Genomic DNA, 15,534 nt, shown 5'->3' on the forward strand with positions numbered 1-15,534 from the left:
GGCGTATTGGATCGTGGTTTTCGGCTATTGTGGGATAGTGTAGCGTAGGCTTTGGTTGCGGGGGCAGGATCTAATCTTCACTTGCGCCCCGAGCAAGTAAAGATGGTTGCGGGGACCGGCGTCGATCATAACTTGCGATCGACGCCGGTAAAGATGGTTGCGGGAGGGCGCACCCATCATAACTTGCTGTTTCGGGCCGCCGCATAGCAACCTTGCCAAGGTTGGAGTCAAGGGTTCGAATCCCTTCGCTCTCTTCAGATTTCTAAAGGAAATCAAAGGATTGAGTAAGGGCCATCTTCGGGTGGCCCTTCCCTTTTTGGGCTTGGCCAACACCTGGTCAACACGAATGACGCCTGAGCAGGCAGGACGGGATGATCGCCTGAACACCAGCCGGACGATGCCTCGGCGAGCCGAACTGATTCGAGTCCGTCTCCAATGCGCATTGCCCAACTGGCTCGGGCAGACAAGTGGACCCGCGTATCGTTTCAGGCCGGGCGAGTTCCTTCACCGCGACCAGCAACAGCCCGATGGACAGGAGGGCCGGAATGACGGGTACACTGCCGCCATGCCAGCGTTTTGTTTCGGCGCTGGGCTGGAGATGCCCATAAGGATCAGGGCGAGAACGGCGTTTTTGCCGGCGCGATTCCAAGTCTCGAAGACGTCCGACTCTTGGCTCAGGTAAGATGAGGTACATCACAGGCGCCCAATCCCCGAACGATATCGAGCGCGCTCAAGTTCGATCCTTAAGGCTGCCTTAAGCCTCGTATAGAAATGCGACCTGGAACCTCGGGTGATAACCATGCGCGTGCTGATAGTCGAAGATGATGCCGTCCTCAGAGACGGATTGACGGTGGGCCTTTCGATTGGCGGCTTCACCGCCGATGCGGTCAAAACCTGCGAAGAAGCCGGCGCAGCTCTCACGAACCATGAGTTCGATGCGCTGGTGCTTGACCTGATGCTTCCCGACGGTTCCGGCCTCGACGTGCTGAAATCCCTGCGGGAACGGCAGGACGCCACGCCCGTCCTCCTCCTGACTGCGCGTGATCAGGTCGCCGACCGGATTCACGGACTGGATGCGGGGGCCGACGACTATCTCGGCAAGCCGTTCGACCTCGACGAGGTCGCGGCGCGGCTGCGCGCGCTCGTCCGCCGTGCCGCTGGCCGGCCGCAGGCGCTTATCGAATGGCGCGGCCTGCGGCTCGATCCTGCAAACCAGAATGTCGAACACCAAGGCGAACCCATCCGCCTGTCGCGGCGCGAATACTCGATTTTGCATGCCCTCATGATCCATCCCGGCCGGATCCTGTCGCGGAGCCAGATCGAGGAGAAGCTTTACGGCTGGCAGGAGGAGGTCGAGAGCAATGCTGTCGAGGTCCACATCCATCATCTTCGCGGCAAGCTGGGACCGGGCATGATCCAGACCGTCCGTGGGATCGGCTATCGCCTCGGAGACGAACCGTGATGCCGTCGATCTCCAAACGGCTGTTCCTGATCCTCGCCCTGACCACCGGTCTCGTCTGGCTGTCGGCGGTCGTCTGGATTTTCCTTTCCACGCGCGCGGAGGTGGAACGGGTTCTCGACGCGCGGCTGATGGAAGCCGGCCGGATGGTTTCCTCATTGATCGTCAGCCAGGAGATCGCCATCGATCCGACGCAAACGATCACGTCCGATCTGCCGGTGCGCGGCCACAGCGCCTATGACCGCCAGCTTTCGTGCCAGATCTGGTCGCTGCAGGGGACATTGATCGGGCGATCGGATGCGGCGCCCGATCAAGCAATGTCGGAGCACACCGACGGGATCTCCGAAACCGTGATAAATGGTGAGCGGTGGCGGGTTTATGCAATCACCAATACCGAGCGCGGTGTTCGCGTTCTGGTCGGCGACAATCTGAGTATCCGTAACGGGTTGGTGAACGACGTCATCCGCGGTCTTCTCCTGCCGGTCCTGCTGATGTTGCCGGTTCTTGCTGTCCTGATCTGGCTCAGCGTCAGGCGCGGCCTTGAGCCGCTAAGGAAGATCGCAGGCGACCTGGAAGCACGACCCGCCTCCGACCTCAGCCCGATCGAGGACGTGCAGACCGCGAAGGAGATTGCGCCGGTCTTGCAGTCGCTCAACGGATTGTTTGCACGCGTGGCCGGGCTTCGGGAACGCGAGCGCAACTTCACCGCCTTTGCCGCCCACGAACTGCGCACGCCGTTGGCCGGCCTCAAGACGCAGGCGCAGGTCGCGCTTGCAAGCGGCGATGGCACGATCCGCGAGCAGGCATTGCGTCAGATCATGGTTGGCGTAGACCGCACCGGCCGGCTCGTTCGGCAATTGCTGGATATGTCGGCGGTTGAGGCGCTCGACCAGGGCGAGCGTAGTGGGAAGGTATGGCCCGGGAGTATACTGAGAGCGCTCGCGGACGAATTAGCAGATCCGACCAGGGGCGTTGCGGTCGAGGTTTCCCCTGATCTTGACCGCATCGAGCTGGACATCGAGCCGGATCTGTTCGCTCTTGCTGCCCGGAATCTGATGGAGAACGCTGTGAACCATTCGCCGCCCGGAGGCGTCGTCAGGTGTCGTGTGGCCGGCCCCGCCGAAGAGGGCCAGATGATCATCGAGGATGATGGTCCCGGTATCCCCGAGGAGGAGTTGGCCCGCGTCACCGAACGCTTCTTTCGCGGCCGCAACAAAGTACCGGTCGGCAGCGGTCTCGGTCTCGCGATCGTCGAACTGGCGCTCGGGCGGAGTGGTTGGCACCTACGACTTCAGAATCGCGATTGCGGAGGGCTGCAAGCGGTGATGGCGAACGCCGCGTGACCCGTTGCACATACATGGTGCGGGGCGCAGCCAACTCATCTTCAAGAAGATGGAGTGCCAGCAGGATGCGCCAACGCAGGGAGTGATCTTCTCGCCGCGCGACGAAGCTATCCCACCAAAAGATGCCCCATAGCCGGATCTGCTATCACAACCAGCGGGCTCCCGTCGCGAACGTTGTCGGCGAGGTGGATGACATCCTGATTGATCATCCGGATGCATCCTGATGAAACGGCCTGGCCGATGGTCCAGAATTCCGGGTTTCCGTGGATGCGATAGATCGTGTCCCGGTTTCCTTCATGAATGTAGAGGGCGCGTGCTCCAAGTGGATTTTTCAGCCCCGGGTCCATGCCGCCATTGGCGATTGAGTAGGGCTCTAACTCGGGTTGGCGCGCAACCATTTCATCGGGAGGTGTCCAGCGCGGCCATTCCCGCTTGTATGCGATATGACGCCCTCGACCAGCCCACGAAAAACCGTCCCTGCCGACACCCACACCGTATCGGGTTGCGCGGCCGTGAGGCTGAACGTGGTAGAGGTAACGGTTTGGCGTATCGACGATGACGATTCCGGCTCGTTCATCGGTTGGATAGTCGACTTCCGTCCGCCACCATTTCGGATCGACCTTGGAAACGTCGACTTCCGGGATCGGGAAGCGCTCGTTCGGCAGTGCGTAGTACATCGGGGGCGTCGGCGGCGGAGGAGGCATCGAGACCGGCTGCGCGACTTGCGGTGTTTGCCTCGTGGAAACGCATCCGGCGAGAGTCATTGCGCTGGCGCCAATGAGGAAAGCGCGTCGCGCGATTGCGGGTGTCGGTAGCTTGCTCACGTTTCGTACGCTCTCTGCTTTGCGATCAATCAGGCCGCACAGCACGATGCCCATCTTAAGAGCAGCTTAAGGTAAGCGCGGCCGAAGATAGCGAAGCGGCGGGGACTTCAGGCGCCGGCCTGCGGCTCAAGTGATCCGGCCGAACAGGTTTTCGATTGGGTGGGGGCACTTTGTTGGAAACGCGGGCTTGCGTCGCAGGCGAGGAGCACTTTTCCGCCCTTAAGCGGGCCTTAAGGAACGCCCGCTTTGCCGCCGGTCCTGTGAAGGAGACGAGGATGCGGACGCGACTTTTAAGAAACAACGCCGTAGCGTCCGCGGAAGGTGTTGGATGCGGCATCGATGCTGATGCTCGACGCAAGAATGACCAATGGACCCGCCGCGAGCTTCTGCTCGGGGGCCTGGTGGTGCCGGTAGGATTGTTGGCGACTCCCAGCGGGATGGCCGCCGCCAATCCGGCTGCAATGGTCACGGACGTCGCTTCCTACCGGGAGAGACTGGAGCAGATCGCACGAACACATAGCTTCGCGCTCATCGACATCCGTGCGGATTGGTGCGCGGTGTGCCACCGCATTGAGCGGGAAATCCTCGCCCACCCTGCTGTGCTGCAACACCTTGAGGCTGTCCCTCTCGTCAAGGTGGACGTCACGGCGATGGACGAGGGAAACCGCCAGCTCCTCTCCCACCTTCGAGCGAGCGGCCCGCCGACATTCTTCGTCGTGGATGCAGCCACCGGACAGGAATACAACGGCACCCGTTCGGTCGGACCGTTCAGCAGGCGCGATCTCATGCGGCGGTTGCGGCCGTTCACCCGATAGTCCGGAGTCAGGATAAACTGCCGTCGCATCTTCGGCTCAATGCGGTCCTTAAGACTGTCTTAAGCTCGGGAGAGTGCGCTCGCTTCAATATCCATGATCTGGAGCTTTGAGACCATGCACGATCGGCGCCTCTGCACACGTAGACCTCATCCTTTCGCTATGGGTAGGCCGCCGTTCCGCGGTGCATTGAGTCGGCGGACCTTGCTCTCGGGCCTGGCGGCGCTCGCTGCCGCCGGCTTTGCCATGCCCGTGCGTGCCGACGACATGTCAGCCGAGATGATCCTGAACGACCCGGAGGCGCCGGTCGGCGGCAACCCGAACGGCGACCTGACGATCGTCTCGTTCTTTGACTATAACTGTCCTTTCTGCAAGCGCACCGTCGAGCCGCTGAATACGGTGCTGGAATCGGACGGCAATGTGCGTCACGTCTACAAGGACTGGCCGATCCTCGCGCAGTCTTCGGTCTATGGCGCAAAGCTGGCGTTGGCGGCCGGGTATCAGAACCGCTACGAGGAAGCCTATCTGGCGTTGATGGGTATCGAAGGGTCGCGGGTGCCAGAAGAGCAGATGCGACAGGCATTGGAAGGTGCCGGCTTCGACACGGCGGGTCTCGAGACCGAAGCCAACCGCCGCGACGCCGAGATCACCGCCTTGCTTCAGCGCAATAACGCGCAGGCCGAGGGGCTCGGTCTGCGTGGCACGCCCGTGTTTCTGATCGGTCGGTTTCTCGTCGCCTCCGCCCTCGACGAGGACGGCTTCCGCCAGGTTGTCGCAGACGCTCGCGAAGCGTCTTGATGCATCCCGATCGCGATCATCCGAGTAATTTCATGTCCTCAATGCCCATACTCCGCCTCCTTGCTGGCCTGTTCTTCGTCTTCCTGTCGCTGCCCGCCGCGGCGCAACAGGAGGATCTCCTGCAAGCCGAGGAAGCCTTCCGTTTCTCGGTTGAGCGGAATGCGGATCAGCAGATCCAACTCCGGTGGGAAATCGAGGAAGGCTATTACCTCTATCGCGATCATCTGGAAGCGAAGGATGCCGCGACCGGCGAGCCGATCCCGCTGTCGACTGGACCGGGCGTCGTGGAGACAGAGGATGCCAACTTCGGTCCTTCGGAGGTCTATTATCTTGAAGCGGTGGCACGTCTCGGCACTGAAGCGCCCGGGCAGGTCGCAGTCACCTATCAGGGCTGCAAGAAGGATTCGATCTGCTATCCGCCGCTGACCCTGACGGTCAACACGGCAAACCTTCAGGTTTCCGAACCCGTTGTCGGCTTTGGCATAGGTCCAACTCCGGCCGCCCCTGCCGGAGGGACGGGAAACGGCGGCTTCAGCCTGGCTGAGGACACGCAGGACGGCGGCATGGTCGGCTCGCTTCTCGCCAGCGGCGGTGCGATCTGGGTGATCGTGAGTTTCCTCGCCTTCGGGCTGTTGCTCGCCTTCACGCCCTGCGTGCTGCCCATGTATCCGATCCTGAGCGCGACCCTGGCGCGCGAGGGCGAGGCATTGACGGCCCGGCGCGGCTTCATCCTGTCTTTGGCCTATGTGCTGGCAATGGCCGCAGCGTTTGGCCTGCTTGGCGTGGTTGCCGCGTGTTCCGGCCAAAACCTCCAGATGGTGCTGCAATCGCCCTACGCCATTGGCGCCGTCGCAGCGCTGTTCGTCGTGCTGGCGACGGCGATGTTCGGCCTGTTCGAACTGCAACTGCCGACCACCTGGGTCAGCCGGATGGCAGGGGTACAGGCCGGCACGCGCGGCTCGGTGGGCGGAGCCGCCGGAATGGGCTTCCTTTCCGCGCTGATCGTCGGTCCCTGCGTCACCGCGCCGCTCGCCGCGGCACTTCTCTATATCGCACATACGGGCGATGCCTGGATCGGCGCGAGTGCGCTGTTTGCCCTCGGGCTCGGCCAAGGCATTCCGCTGATCGCCTTTGGCACGATGGGGAGCCGCGCTCTGCCGCGTGCGGGGGCGTGGATGGTGCAGGTCAAATACGCGTTCGGCTTCGTCTTTCTCGGCGCGGCGATCTGGATGGTCTCCCGAATCCTGCCGCCGCAAGTGACGCTGGCGCTTTGGGCGGGCCTCCTCTTGATTGTTGCGGTCTTCATCGGCGTCGCTGATCGGCTCCTGGCCGATGCGGGTGCCTGGCCACGTTTCCGCAAAGCCGCCGGACTTGGGGTTTCCCTCGGCGGCGTCATCCTGGCGATCGGGGCGGCGTCGGGCGGGACCGACCCGCTACGTCCGCTCGCCCACTTCGTCATGACCGGTTCGGGCCAGCAGATCGCCCAGTCCGAGATGACATTCATCGAGGCAAACTCGACGCCGCAGGTCGAGCAAGCGATTGCCTCTGCCAACGGACGTCCGACATTGGTCTATTTCACGGCCGACTGGTGCGTCATCTGCAAGACGATCGAACGCGACGTCTTTTCGAGCACGGAAATCGTTGCCGCACTGAACGACTTCCAGCGTGTCAAGGTGGATCTGACCGGACTGGATGAGGCCAGTCAGGGTCTGATGCGCGATCTTGCTGTGGTCGGCCCACCGACCATGATCTTCTTCAACCGAAATGCCTCGGAGGCAAACGGCTCCCGCCTCATCGGCGATGTGACAACCGATACGTTGCTGACATCGGTCTCTCAGGCGAGGCAGTGAGATGAACGCAGTCGCCATCGGGCCTTTCGTCTTCGCACCCGACCGCTTCGCCGCGATCCTCGCCATCGCCGCCTTTCTCCTGCTGAGCGAGATCCTCGCCCGCAAGGTCGATCAGCGCTTTTCGTCCTGGGCCTGGGGCGCGACCGTCGCTTTCGTGGTCGGCGCGCGCGTCGGGCACGTCATCCAGCACGCGAGCAGTTTCCTCGCCGAGCCGCTGCGCGTATTCTACATGTGGCAGGGCGGCTTCATGATCGAAGCCGGCATTGCGCTGGCGTTCGCCTACACGTTCTTTCGCTTCCGGCGCGAATTGCGGCTCACATTGTGGACGGCCCTGCCGAGCGCCGCTGCGGCCTATGTCGCGTTCTTCGTACTGCAGCTCAGCGCCGGCGTGCCGGCGACACCGCTGCCGACCGGAGACATCTACCGCACGCTGGCCGGAGAACGGTTCAATCCAAGTGAACTCGAAGGTCAACCTGTGGTCATCAACCTGTGGGCGACGTGGTGCCCGCCCTGCCGCCGTGAAATGCCGATGATGGCGGACGTTGCCGCAAATACGGACGCTGCCGAACTTGTCTTCGTCAACCAAGGTGAAGGCCAGGAGATCATTCAGCGCTACCTCACAGCCGAGAATCTTGAGCTTGAGCATGTGGTGCTCGACGGACTCGGTGAGTTCGGTCGTCATTACGAGGTACCGGGCCTGCCGGCTACGTTGTTCCTCAAGAGCGACGGGACGCTGCAATCGGTACACATGGGCGAGATCTCAAGAGAAGCCCTCGTGAGCGGCATTCAAGGTCTCGAATAGCCGCCGCAGGTCCGGCACGGCTGGCTTTTGCTGACGACCGTGACGAAGCTGCGACCATCCTCATGATGTTTTGTCATGCAATCCTCATTGAGCCTGCCATTCTCGGACGCTATTGGGCAAGGCAACAGGTCTTAGGGCCTTTGATCGAGACGAGCCTTAATTGTCTCCATCTGCTCGATCTCGCTGCGCTGGGCTGCGATGATTTCTTCGCAAAGCGTCAGCAATTCAGCATCGCGCAGGTCTGCTTCCCGGCACATGAGGATCGCGCCCGAGTGGTGCGGGATCATCGAATCGATGAACTGCCCGTCACCGATCAGGGTTTGGCTTCGTGTGGCTGCGAATGAGGCGATCGTCAAGACGAGGAAGACGGCGTAGAGGGTGATATTGAGCCCTTTTCGCGGAAACATGCCGGGCATCGTTGCCAGCATGAAGATGCCCATCGGCGCCCACATGGTCACGGCCATGTAGAACATGTTGAGATTGTTTCGGAAATCTTGAAATCCGTCGATCATCGAGAACATGACGACGTACATGACGATCAGGCCGAGCGCCATGTTGATCCAGAACATCAGGTAGGGACGTCCTTCGCCGTGATCGGCGTGTTCGTGCTTGCCATTATGGGACGATTGGGTCATCTCGTGGCTCCTTGGTTTTCGCTTAATGTCCGAGACCGATGCCCATGGGCTTGAGTAGCATCCAGATCGCCATTCCGACCATCATCAGGTTCTCCGTCAGCGAGACGAAGCCGAGCGGAACGTTGCTGTCACCGCCAACGCAGGCGCATTTGAGTTCGCGCTTGTCGATATAGACCGCCTTGAAGACCGATACGGCTCCGACAGTGCCGATGAAGAGGGCAACGGGGATCGACAGCCACATCAGCGCGCCGGCCATCATCAGGATGCCCGCCAGCGCTTCGGCGAACGGATAGACGTAGGAGTAGCGCACCCAGCGCTGGGCGAACAGATCGTAGTTGAGGAACATGGTAGCGAAGCTTTCCACGTCCTTGAGCTTCTGCAGGGCGAGCAGACACATGGCGATGGCAATGAACCATTCTGCCGCCGCAACGGTCGCAAGGGTACCGAACGCGGCCCAACTCGTCGCTAGCGCCATCAACGCAGCCATCGCGAACAACGCGATCACCGGCGTATAGGTGGTGGCGTCCTTGTCCTTTACCTCCTTGCCGAAGAAGGCGAGAAGATCGTCGTAGCCGCCGATGCGATTGCCGCCGATAAAGGTCTGCGGTGTGGTGTCGACGCCGTGCGTTTTCTTGAAAGCATCGATCTCGGCGCGCGACGTCAGCTCATGATCGTTGACCTCGTAGCCCTGCCGTTTCAGGAGGTCGAGCGATTTGAGACCGTAGGGACAGGTATGTTCGTGGGTCACCATCCTGTGCAGGTCGGCGCGTTTTGCGGTGGAAGTGGCCATGTCGTCAGTCCTTCGATTTCAGAGTTTTGCTTTTGCGAACACCTCGACCAACTCGCTGAATTTGCGGCGTTGCGCGTCCGCATCACCTGCCGCTATCGCTTCCTCGACACAGCAAGCGGCGTGGGTCTTGAGGATTTCGGTCTCGACCTTGGCCAGCGCCGCCTTGATGGCGTGGATCTGATGCAGGATATCGATGCAGTAACGGTCATCGGCCACCATCTGGCTGACCCCTCGCACCTGTCCTTCGATTCGCTTGAGCCTCGCGCGGAGGGCTTTGTTGTCCTTCTGGCACATGGCCGTAAAATACCCCGTATGGGTATATTTAAGGTTCGAGAGCCATCTTGGTTCCCTCCGATCAAAAAATCTCGCCGGCGCTTTCTGTCTGCTTTGCACCATTGTCGCGATCATCAGTGGGGTTGACCTTCCAATGGTTGGAACCCTCATCTTGGAGGGCCAAACGAAGGAGATGGACATGAAGATCAGAGCCGAGAATCTGATCGCCGCAGTTGGAGAGCTTCGGGTCGGGTTGCTTGCGGTCAGGGATCTGGCCGATACGCTGTTATCCCTGGTCGAGGCCCGCGGACGCATCACCATTTTCGAAACAGGGTTCCAGACGTGGTTCAGCGTCCACGCGAGCCGTTTGCCTTGACCGAAGGCGCACCGATGGGGCGCTTGTCGCCTTCGCGGTGGCAACCGTCCTCGTGCTGATGACCGGCAAAGGAAAAGGGCGGAATTGATCCGCCCTTCACCGTCTCATTGGCTGCGCTTGGCCAGCCATTCCTGCATCTGCGCGATTTCCGCCTCCTGGGCGGAGATGACCTCCTCAGCAAGTGCTCGCACCTCGGGGTCTGATCCGTGTTCGAGAACGACACGAGCCATGTCGATGGCGCCCTGGTGATGGGGGATCATGCCGCGCATGAAATCCTCATCCGCATCGCCCGTAAACTCGATCGCCATATCGGCATGCATCTTGTCGTTGACTTGCTGGTAGGCGCGAATGACAGGGTTATCCGAAGGCGCGGTGGCGCCGTGTCCGGCATGTTCGCCGTGATTCATGGTCGCTCCTTGGCCTTGCTCGTCCATCTGAGACTGTGCGTAGGCGAGTCCGCCAGCAATGACGAACGCGCCGGCAATGAAGATCGGGGTGAGCTTGTTCATGACACAGCTCCTGGTCAGTTTACAGTTGCAGGATAGCCGGCTTCTTCGAGAACCTGCTGAATAGCCCCCGCACTAGCAGTCGTCTCAACCTTGACCGCCCGCGCCTCCGGATTCGTCTCCACCCTGGCGGTGGGGTCGACTGACTGGATCGCCTTGGTGACGGATTTTGCGCAGCCACCGCAGGTCATGTTCTCGATTCTGAGTTCCATGAGAATTCTCCTTGTTTGGTCTCACGTTGCCAAATGTGGGGCTTCCAACCATGGGAAGGTCAATGGCGATTTTTCTCTGTTTGTCCTCTTGACCTTCCCATGGTTGGAAACCCCATCTTCTGTCCGAACTGGAATTTCGGGACAAAAAAGGAGGCGGCTATGAATGCCCCCGTTCGAGCAACAGACCTGTCTGGAACGATATCACTCCCCATTGAGGGGATGACCTGTGCATCCTGCGTAGGTCGTGTCGAAAGAGCCCTCAAGGCCGTGCCTGGCGTCGCCGATGCGGTCGTCAATCTGGCGACCGAAAAGGCGAGCATCACCACGAACGCTGCGGTCGATCCTGCCACTCTCGTCAAGGCCGTGGAGGATGTAGGCTATGAGGTTGCGGCAAGCTTCTCCGCGCCGACGGCAGCCTCGCTTGAAGTGGCGATCGAGGGCATGACCTGCGCATCCTGCGTGGGACGCGTCGAAAAGGCGCTCAAGGCCGTACCCGGCGTCACTAATGCCGTCGTCAACCTCGCGACCGAGAAGGCCACGATCCAGGGCAGCGCCGATGCGGCGGCTTTGGTGGCTGCCATCGAGGGCGCGGGATACGACGCCAGGGTGATCGCCACGGCGGCAGGAACCAGCCAGGGCGAGACGGATGATCGTACCGAAAAGAAGGAAGCGGAACGTCGTGAACTGACCCGCGATTTCACCATCGCGGCGGTGCTGACGGTGCCTGTCTTCATCCTGGAGATGGGCTCACACGTCATTCCGGGCATGCATGACCTGATCGCTTCAACCATCGGCATGCAGACGAACTGGTATATCCAGTTCGTGTTGACGACCATCGTCCTGTTCGTTCCGGGTATCCGCTTTTACGACAAGGGGCTGCCCGCCCTGTGGCGGCTCGCCCCCGACATGAACTCGCTGGTCGCGGTCGGCACGCTCGCCGCCTATGGCTATTCGCTGGTCGCGACCTTCGCGCCCGGTTTCCTGCCTGCCGGAACGGTGAACGTCTATTTCGAGGCTGCCGCCGTCATCGTGACGCTGATCCTGCTCGGCCGTTTGCTGGAGGCTCGTGCCAAGGGACGCACCTCCGAGGCGATCAAGCGTCTCGTCGGCCTTCAGGCCAAGATGGCGCGCGTGCGCAGGGACGGCAAGACGATCGAACTGCCGATCGACGCCGTGCTGTCGGGAGACATCGTCGAGGTTCGTCCCGGCGATCGCATCCCGGTGGATGGCGAGGTCATCGAAGGCCAGAGCTATGTCGACGAATCGATGATCACGGGCGAACCGATCCCGGTGTCCAAAACGAATGGCAGCGAGGTCGTGGCCGGAACGGTGAACCAGAAGGGCGCCTTTGCCATCCGTGCGACGGCGGTCGGCGGCAACACGGTGCTGTCGCAGATCATCCGCATGGTCGAGGAAGCGCAAGGCTCAAAGCTACCGATCCAGGCGCTGGTCGACAAGGTCACGATGTATTTTGTGCCGGCGGTGTTTGCGGTAGCGATCCTCACCTTCGCCGCATGGATGTGGTTCGGCCCGTCGCCCGCGCTGACCTTCGCTCTGGTCAATGCCGTCGCCGTCCTGATCATCGCCTGCCCCTGCGCCATGGGTCTGGCGACGCCGACCTCGATCATGGTGGGCACGGGCCGCGGTGCGGAACTGGGCGTGCTCTTCCGCAAGGGCGAAGCGTTGCAGCTGCTCAAGGACGCCAGGGTCGTCGCCGTCGACAAGACGGGCACACTGACCGAAGGCAAGCCTGCGCTCACCGATCTGGAACTGGCCATCGGATTCAACCGGGCAAATGTCCTCGGTTTGGTTGCGGCCGTCGAAGCGAAGTCGGAGCATCCGATCGCCCGTGCGATCGTGGATGCGGCCGCCGGGGAGGACATCCCGCTGCCGGCCGTGTCGGACTTCGAGTCGGTGACGGGTTTCGGCGTCAAGGCCATGGTCGGCGGCAGCCAAGTCGAGATTGGCGCTGACCGCTACATGGCAGACCTCGGCCACGACGTAGCTGCCTTCGCCAAGATTGCCGAACGTCTCGGCAATGAGGGCAAGTCACCGCTCTATGCCGCCATCGACGGCAAGCTCGCGGCGATTATCGCCGTGGCCGATCCGATCAAGGAGACGACGCCCGCAGCGATCAAGGCGCTGCACGATCTCGGCCTCAAGGTCGCGATGATCACCGGCGACAATGCCCGCACGGCAAAAGCCATCGCGGCTCGGCTGGGGATCGACGAGGTGGTGGCGGAAGTGCTGCCGGACGGCAAGGTCGACGCTGTACGCCGCCTCAAAGCCCAGCATGGCAAGGTCGCTTTCGTCGGCGATGGCATCAACGACGCTCCGGCGCTGGCCGAAGCGGATGTGGGCCTTGCCATCGGCACGGGTACGGACATTGCCATCGAGGCAGCCGACGTGGTGCTGATGTCGGGCAGCCTGCAAGGCGTGCCGAACGCGATCGCACTGTCCAAGGCGACGATCGGCAACATCCGGCAGAACCTGTTCTGGGCCTTTGCCTACAACACGGCTCTGATCCCCGTTGCCGCCGGTCTGCTCTATCCGGCCTACGGCATCCTGCTGTCGCCGGTCTTTGCCGCCGGCGCGATGGCCCTGTCGAGCGTCTTCGTCCTCGGCAACGCGCTGAGGCTCAAGACCTTCCGCGCGCCCGCGCAGGCGGAAAGCGGCGCAGTCCGGCCCCGTCAGCCTGAACTTGCGCCTGCGGAATGAGAAACAGGCGAGCCTGCTTCGGCAGGCTCGCCACATGTAAAGGAATGAAGCGATGACCAATACGGGAACTCCGTCAGTGGTGCTGTATACCACGCCAACCTGCCCCGATTGCCATGCCGTCAAGCGATGGCTTGCTGACCAGGGTGTCCCATTCGAAGAGCGTGACCTGTCAGATCCGCAGATCGCCGAAGAGGCGAAAGCGCGGACCGGCGTGCGCGTTGCCCCGATCACGATTGTCAACGAACAGGTCTTCTATGGCACCTTTGCTGACCAGAAACCTCGTCTGGCGGAAGCCCTGTCATCGGGCGCCGCCTGAGGGAGATTGTCATGGGAAGACAAATCGAAATTCGGCAGGCGGGGCGCATCATCGACGTGCCGGATGGCCGAACCATTCTGGAGAGAGCGCTAGAAGAAGGGATCGCATATCCTCATGGATGCCGTTCGGGCCGCTGCGGCTCGTGCAAGTCCCGACTGGTCAGCGGCGAGGTCGATCTTCTGCCGCACACGCGCTTTGCCCTGACGGACGATGAGCGGTCTCAGGGACTGATCCTTGCATGCCGCGCGCAGCCGCTCACGGATTGCACGGTCGCATGGCTCGATGAGGAGGAAGAACAGCTTGATCTTCCCGTCCGCACCTATCGCACGCGGGTTGTCGCGATCGATGACGCAACCCACGACATCCGGCAAATCAGGCTGGAGGTCGAAACGGGAGAGGCCGTCGCGTTCAAGGCGGGCCAGTATGCGCAGGTGACGTTCGATGGCGTTCCGGCGCGCGACTATTCGATGGCGAACCAGCCGGGTCGAGACCATCTCGAATTCCACATCAGGCATGTGCCCGGTGGAGCGACGAGCGAACACGTCGCCAGGTCACTCAAGGTCGGCGACGAGGTTTCGGTTCGCGGGCCGCTCGGCAGTTCGTTTCTGCGCGAACAGCATACGGGTCCAATTCTGGCGGTCGCCGGCGGATCGGGACTGGCGCCGATCAAGTCGATTGTCGAAACGGCGCTGGCAAGCGGCCTGCGGCAGCCGATCCATCTCTATTTCGGGGCACGGACGGAACGTGATCTCTATCTCGTCGATCATTTCAGTCTTCTGGCGAGCACCTACGACAACCTCACCTTCATGCCCGTGCTTTCGGAGGTGAGCCGATCCGATCACTTCCGAACCGGCCTGGTAACGGATGCGATCGTGAGTGACGTGCAGGACCTCAATGGCTGGAAGGCATATATGGCCGGACCGCCTGCCATGATCGATGCTTCCGGCATCATGCTTCGCGAACTGGGCTTGCGCGGCGAGGACATACATGCGGACGTGTTTTTTACGCCCGAAGAAGCGCCTACATAAGTCGAAGAAAGGAACCAGCGATGAACATCGGTAAAGCAGCGGCGGCATCAGGCGTCTCGGCGAAGATGATCCGCTACTACGAATCGATCGGATTGATCGCGGAAGCGTCGCGGACGGATAGCGGATACCGGGATTACTCCGATAAGGACGTGCATACGTTGCGTTTTATCAGGCGTGCGCGCGATCTCGGTTTCTCGGTCGAGAAAATGACGGAACTGCTTGCGCTCTGGCGAGACCGAGACCGGGCGAGCGCGGACGTCAAGCGCGTGGCGCTCGAGCATGTCGAAGAACTTGAACGGAAGGCGCGTGAACTCAGGGAGATGAGCATGACGCTCAAGCACCTTGCCGAGAACTGCCGGGGCAATGCCCGGCCGGACTGCCCGATCATCGATGAGTTGGCGACGACTGATGACCCTGAGACCAGCCCCACACACACCCGCGATCGTTCCGGCGCGACAGGGAACAGGTTCGAGCACACGAGGCCCGTCGTGTCGGCGAAGGCGGAAAGAAGCGGTCACGGTGCCAGGGAGCAATAGCCATGACGCTTGCCGGCGAAATCCTGCACCTGTTCAAACGGGCATGTTCGGACGGCGACATGGAAGTTGCCGAGAAGCTATTGCAGGCTCTTGAACTGATTGATGCGCGAGGGCTCGGCGTCGCAGCTTCGCACAAGCCGTTGTCTCAAGCTTATCTGGCTATCGGAGAACTTCCTGTGCCTCCGAAAAAATGTCAGCGGCATCACTAGGACATCATCCGTTCAATGAGGCCCAAGGATGGATGAGCCGGAAACGG

The 15,534-nt window shown here is 61.5% G+C and carries 18 protein-coding genes and 1 tRNA gene; 13 read left to right on the forward strand and 6 right to left on the reverse strand.

Annotation, left to right across the window (positions count from 1 at the left end; translation table 11 throughout):
- The first annotated feature begins 163 nt into the window (after nt 1–163).
- The 3 genes from ACFFJ7_RS09915 to ACFFJ7_RS09925 all read left to right on the forward strand — a co-directional run bounded on the left by ACFFJ7_RS09915 (nt 164) and on the right by ACFFJ7_RS09925 (nt 2,802).
- Nucleotides 164–254: transfer RNA gene (locus ACFFJ7_RS09915), tRNA-OTHER, on the forward strand.
- A 545-nt stretch (nt 255–799) separates the two neighbouring features.
- Nucleotides 800–1,462 (forward strand): response regulator, encoded by a 663-nt coding sequence (locus ACFFJ7_RS09920; protein WP_012092695.1) that lies wholly within the window; start codon nt 800–802, stop codon nt 1,460–1,462.
- Nucleotides 1,462–2,802 carry an ATP-binding protein gene (locus tag ACFFJ7_RS09925; RefSeq protein WP_012092694.1) on the forward strand — a complete coding sequence of 447 codons (1,341 nt, stop codon included), beginning with the start codon at nt 1,462–1,464 and terminating at the stop codon, nt 2,800–2,802. Before ACFFJ7_RS09920 ends, ACFFJ7_RS09925 begins: the two co-directional genes overlap by 1 nt.
- Nucleotides 2,803–2,909: 107 nt before the next feature.
- Here the strand turns inward: ACFFJ7_RS09925 and ACFFJ7_RS09930 are convergent, their stop codons facing one another.
- Complete coding sequence (locus ACFFJ7_RS09930; protein ID WP_109707754.1) at nt 2,910–3,566, reverse strand: L,D-transpeptidase; 657 nt, start codon at nt 3,564–3,566, stop codon at nt 2,910–2,912.
- A 479-nt stretch (nt 3,567–4,045) separates the two neighbouring features.
- Between ACFFJ7_RS09930 and ACFFJ7_RS09935 the strand changes: the two genes are divergently transcribed.
- The 4 genes from ACFFJ7_RS09935 (at nt 4,046) to ACFFJ7_RS09950 (ending at nt 7,888) form a co-directional block, all read left to right on the forward strand.
- Entirely contained in the window at nt 4,046–4,441 is a 396-nt protein-coding gene (locus tag ACFFJ7_RS09935) for a thioredoxin family protein (RefSeq protein ID WP_377592160.1), read from the forward strand.
- A gap of 186 nt (nt 4,442–4,627) precedes the next feature.
- Nucleotides 4,628–5,236, forward strand: a complete 609-nt coding sequence (locus ACFFJ7_RS09940; RefSeq protein WP_037092232.1) for a DsbA family protein — start codon at nt 4,628–4,630, stop codon at nt 5,234–5,236.
- On the forward strand, nt 5,236–7,086 hold the full coding sequence (gene dsbD, locus ACFFJ7_RS09945; RefSeq protein ID WP_377592162.1) for a protein-disulfide reductase DsbD: 1,851 nt from the start codon (nt 5,236–5,238) through the stop codon (nt 7,084–7,086). Before ACFFJ7_RS09940 ends, dsbD begins: the two co-directional genes overlap by 1 nt.
- Nucleotide 7,087: 1 nt before the next feature.
- Nucleotides 7,088–7,888 (forward strand): TlpA disulfide reductase family protein, encoded by an 801-nt coding sequence (locus ACFFJ7_RS09950; protein WP_012092689.1) that lies wholly within the window; start codon nt 7,088–7,090, stop codon nt 7,886–7,888.
- A 131-nt stretch (nt 7,889–8,019) separates the two neighbouring features.
- On the opposite strand, the gene ACFFJ7_RS09955 is transcribed toward ACFFJ7_RS09950, so the two are convergent.
- Genes ACFFJ7_RS09955 through ACFFJ7_RS09965 form a run of 3 tightly spaced genes read right to left on the reverse strand, consistent with a single transcriptional unit; the run spans nt 8,020 to nt 9,607 of the window.
- Nucleotides 8,020–8,523, reverse strand: a complete 504-nt coding sequence (locus tag ACFFJ7_RS09955; protein WP_012092688.1) for a DUF305 domain-containing protein — start codon at nt 8,521–8,523, stop codon at nt 8,020–8,022.
- Nucleotides 8,524–8,545: 22 nt separating this feature from the next.
- On the reverse strand, nt 8,546–9,313 hold the full coding sequence (locus ACFFJ7_RS09960; RefSeq protein ID WP_012092687.1) for a glutaredoxin family protein: 768 nt from the start codon (nt 9,311–9,313) through the stop codon (nt 8,546–8,548).
- Nucleotides 9,314–9,331: 18 nt separating this feature from the next.
- Nucleotides 9,332–9,607 (reverse strand): metal-sensitive transcriptional regulator, encoded by a 276-nt coding sequence (locus tag ACFFJ7_RS09965; RefSeq protein ID WP_028034411.1) that lies wholly within the window; start codon nt 9,605–9,607, stop codon nt 9,332–9,334.
- Nucleotides 9,608–9,785: 178 nt separating this feature from the next.
- Here ACFFJ7_RS09965 and ACFFJ7_RS09970 point away from each other — a divergent pair, with 178 nt between their 5' ends.
- On the forward strand, nt 9,786–9,962 hold the full coding sequence (locus ACFFJ7_RS09970; RefSeq protein ID WP_156122387.1) for a hypothetical protein: 177 nt from the start codon (nt 9,786–9,788) through the stop codon (nt 9,960–9,962).
- Nucleotides 9,963–10,066: 104 nt separating this feature from the next.
- On the opposite strand, the gene copM is transcribed toward ACFFJ7_RS09970, so the two are convergent.
- The gene (gene copM, locus ACFFJ7_RS09975; protein ID WP_012092685.1) at nt 10,067–10,471 is read right to left on the reverse strand and encodes a CopM family metallochaperone; all 405 of its coding nucleotides are present in this window, start codon (nt 10,469–10,471) and stop codon (nt 10,067–10,069) included.
- A 14-nt stretch (nt 10,472–10,485) separates the two neighbouring features.
- Nucleotides 10,486–10,680 (reverse strand): heavy-metal-associated domain-containing protein, encoded by a 195-nt coding sequence (locus ACFFJ7_RS09980; RefSeq protein ID WP_012092684.1) that lies wholly within the window; start codon nt 10,678–10,680, stop codon nt 10,486–10,488.
- A 159-nt stretch (nt 10,681–10,839) separates the two neighbouring features.
- Here ACFFJ7_RS09980 and ACFFJ7_RS09985 point away from each other — a divergent pair, with 159 nt between their 5' ends.
- Genes ACFFJ7_RS09985 through ACFFJ7_RS10005 form a run of 5 tightly spaced genes read left to right on the forward strand, consistent with a single transcriptional unit; the run spans nt 10,840 to nt 15,487 of the window.
- Nucleotides 10,840–13,398, forward strand: a complete 2,559-nt coding sequence (locus ACFFJ7_RS09985; RefSeq protein WP_028034409.1) for a heavy metal translocating P-type ATPase — start codon at nt 10,840–10,842, stop codon at nt 13,396–13,398.
- A 52-nt stretch (nt 13,399–13,450) separates the two neighbouring features.
- On the forward strand, nt 13,451–13,714 hold the full coding sequence (locus ACFFJ7_RS09990; protein WP_012092682.1) for a glutaredoxin family protein: 264 nt from the start codon (nt 13,451–13,453) through the stop codon (nt 13,712–13,714).
- An 11-nt stretch (nt 13,715–13,725) separates the two neighbouring features.
- Nucleotides 13,726–14,742, forward strand: a complete 1,017-nt coding sequence (locus tag ACFFJ7_RS09995; RefSeq protein WP_012092681.1) for a 2Fe-2S iron-sulfur cluster-binding protein — start codon at nt 13,726–13,728, stop codon at nt 14,740–14,742.
- A gap of 20 nt (nt 14,743–14,762) precedes the next feature.
- Nucleotides 14,763–15,278 (forward strand): Cu(I)-responsive transcriptional regulator, encoded by a 516-nt coding sequence (cueR, locus tag ACFFJ7_RS10000; RefSeq protein ID WP_012092680.1) that lies wholly within the window; start codon nt 14,763–14,765, stop codon nt 15,276–15,278.
- Nucleotides 15,279–15,280: 2 nt separating this feature from the next.
- Entirely contained in the window at nt 15,281–15,487 is a 207-nt protein-coding gene (locus ACFFJ7_RS10005) for a hypothetical protein (RefSeq protein WP_028034408.1), read from the forward strand.
- Nucleotides 15,488–15,534 lie beyond the last annotated feature (47 nt).

It is taken from the genome of Pseudochelatococcus lubricantis (assembly GCF_042432495.1).
GTDB classification, from domain to species: domain Bacteria; phylum Pseudomonadota; class Alphaproteobacteria; order Rhizobiales; family Beijerinckiaceae; genus Pseudochelatococcus; species Pseudochelatococcus lubricantis.

Excerpts from the sequence above, each read along its gene's own strand:
- ACFFJ7_RS09980 (WP_012092684.1), bottom strand. The coding sequence starts at position 10,680 with ATGGAACTCAGAATCGAGAACATGACCTGCGGTGGCTGCGCAAAATCC.
- dsbD (WP_377592162.1), top strand. The coding sequence starts at position 5,236 with ATGCATCCCGATCGCGATCATCCGAGTAATTTCATGTCCTCAATGCCC.
- ACFFJ7_RS09960 (WP_012092687.1), bottom strand. The coding sequence starts at position 9,313 with ATGGCCACTTCCACCGCAAAACGCGCCGACCTGCACAGGATGGTGACC.
- copM (WP_012092685.1), bottom strand. The coding sequence starts at position 10,471 with ATGAACAAGCTCACCCCGATCTTCATTGCCGGCGCGTTCGTCATTGCT.
- ACFFJ7_RS09955 (WP_012092688.1), bottom strand. The coding sequence starts at position 8,523 with ATGACCCAATCGTCCCATAATGGCAAGCACGAACACGCCGATCACGGC.
- ACFFJ7_RS09995 (WP_012092681.1), top strand. The coding sequence starts at position 13,726 with ATGGGAAGACAAATCGAAATTCGGCAGGCGGGGCGCATCATCGACGTG.
- ACFFJ7_RS09965 (WP_028034411.1), bottom strand. The coding sequence starts at position 9,607 with ATGTGCCAGAAGGACAACAAAGCCCTCCGCGCGAGGCTCAAGCGAATC.
- ACFFJ7_RS09950 (WP_012092689.1), top strand. The coding sequence starts at position 7,088 with ATGAACGCAGTCGCCATCGGGCCTTTCGTCTTCGCACCCGACCGCTTC.
- ACFFJ7_RS09985 (WP_028034409.1), top strand. The coding sequence starts at position 10,840 with ATGAATGCCCCCGTTCGAGCAACAGACCTGTCTGGAACGATATCACTC.
- ACFFJ7_RS09970 (WP_156122387.1), top strand. The coding sequence starts at position 9,786 with ATGAAGATCAGAGCCGAGAATCTGATCGCCGCAGTTGGAGAGCTTCGG.
- ACFFJ7_RS09930 (WP_109707754.1), bottom strand. The coding sequence starts at position 3,566 with ATGACTCTCGCCGGATGCGTTTCCACGAGGCAAACACCGCAAGTCGCG.
- ACFFJ7_RS09990 (WP_012092682.1), top strand. The coding sequence starts at position 13,451 with ATGACCAATACGGGAACTCCGTCAGTGGTGCTGTATACCACGCCAACC.
- ACFFJ7_RS09925 (WP_012092694.1), top strand. The coding sequence starts at position 1,462 with ATGCCGTCGATCTCCAAACGGCTGTTCCTGATCCTCGCCCTGACCACC.
- cueR (WP_012092680.1), top strand. The coding sequence starts at position 14,763 with ATGAACATCGGTAAAGCAGCGGCGGCATCAGGCGTCTCGGCGAAGATG.
- ACFFJ7_RS10005 (WP_028034408.1), top strand. The coding sequence starts at position 15,281 with ATGACGCTTGCCGGCGAAATCCTGCACCTGTTCAAACGGGCATGTTCG.
- ACFFJ7_RS09920 (WP_012092695.1), top strand. The coding sequence starts at position 800 with ATGCGCGTGCTGATAGTCGAAGATGATGCCGTCCTCAGAGACGGATTG.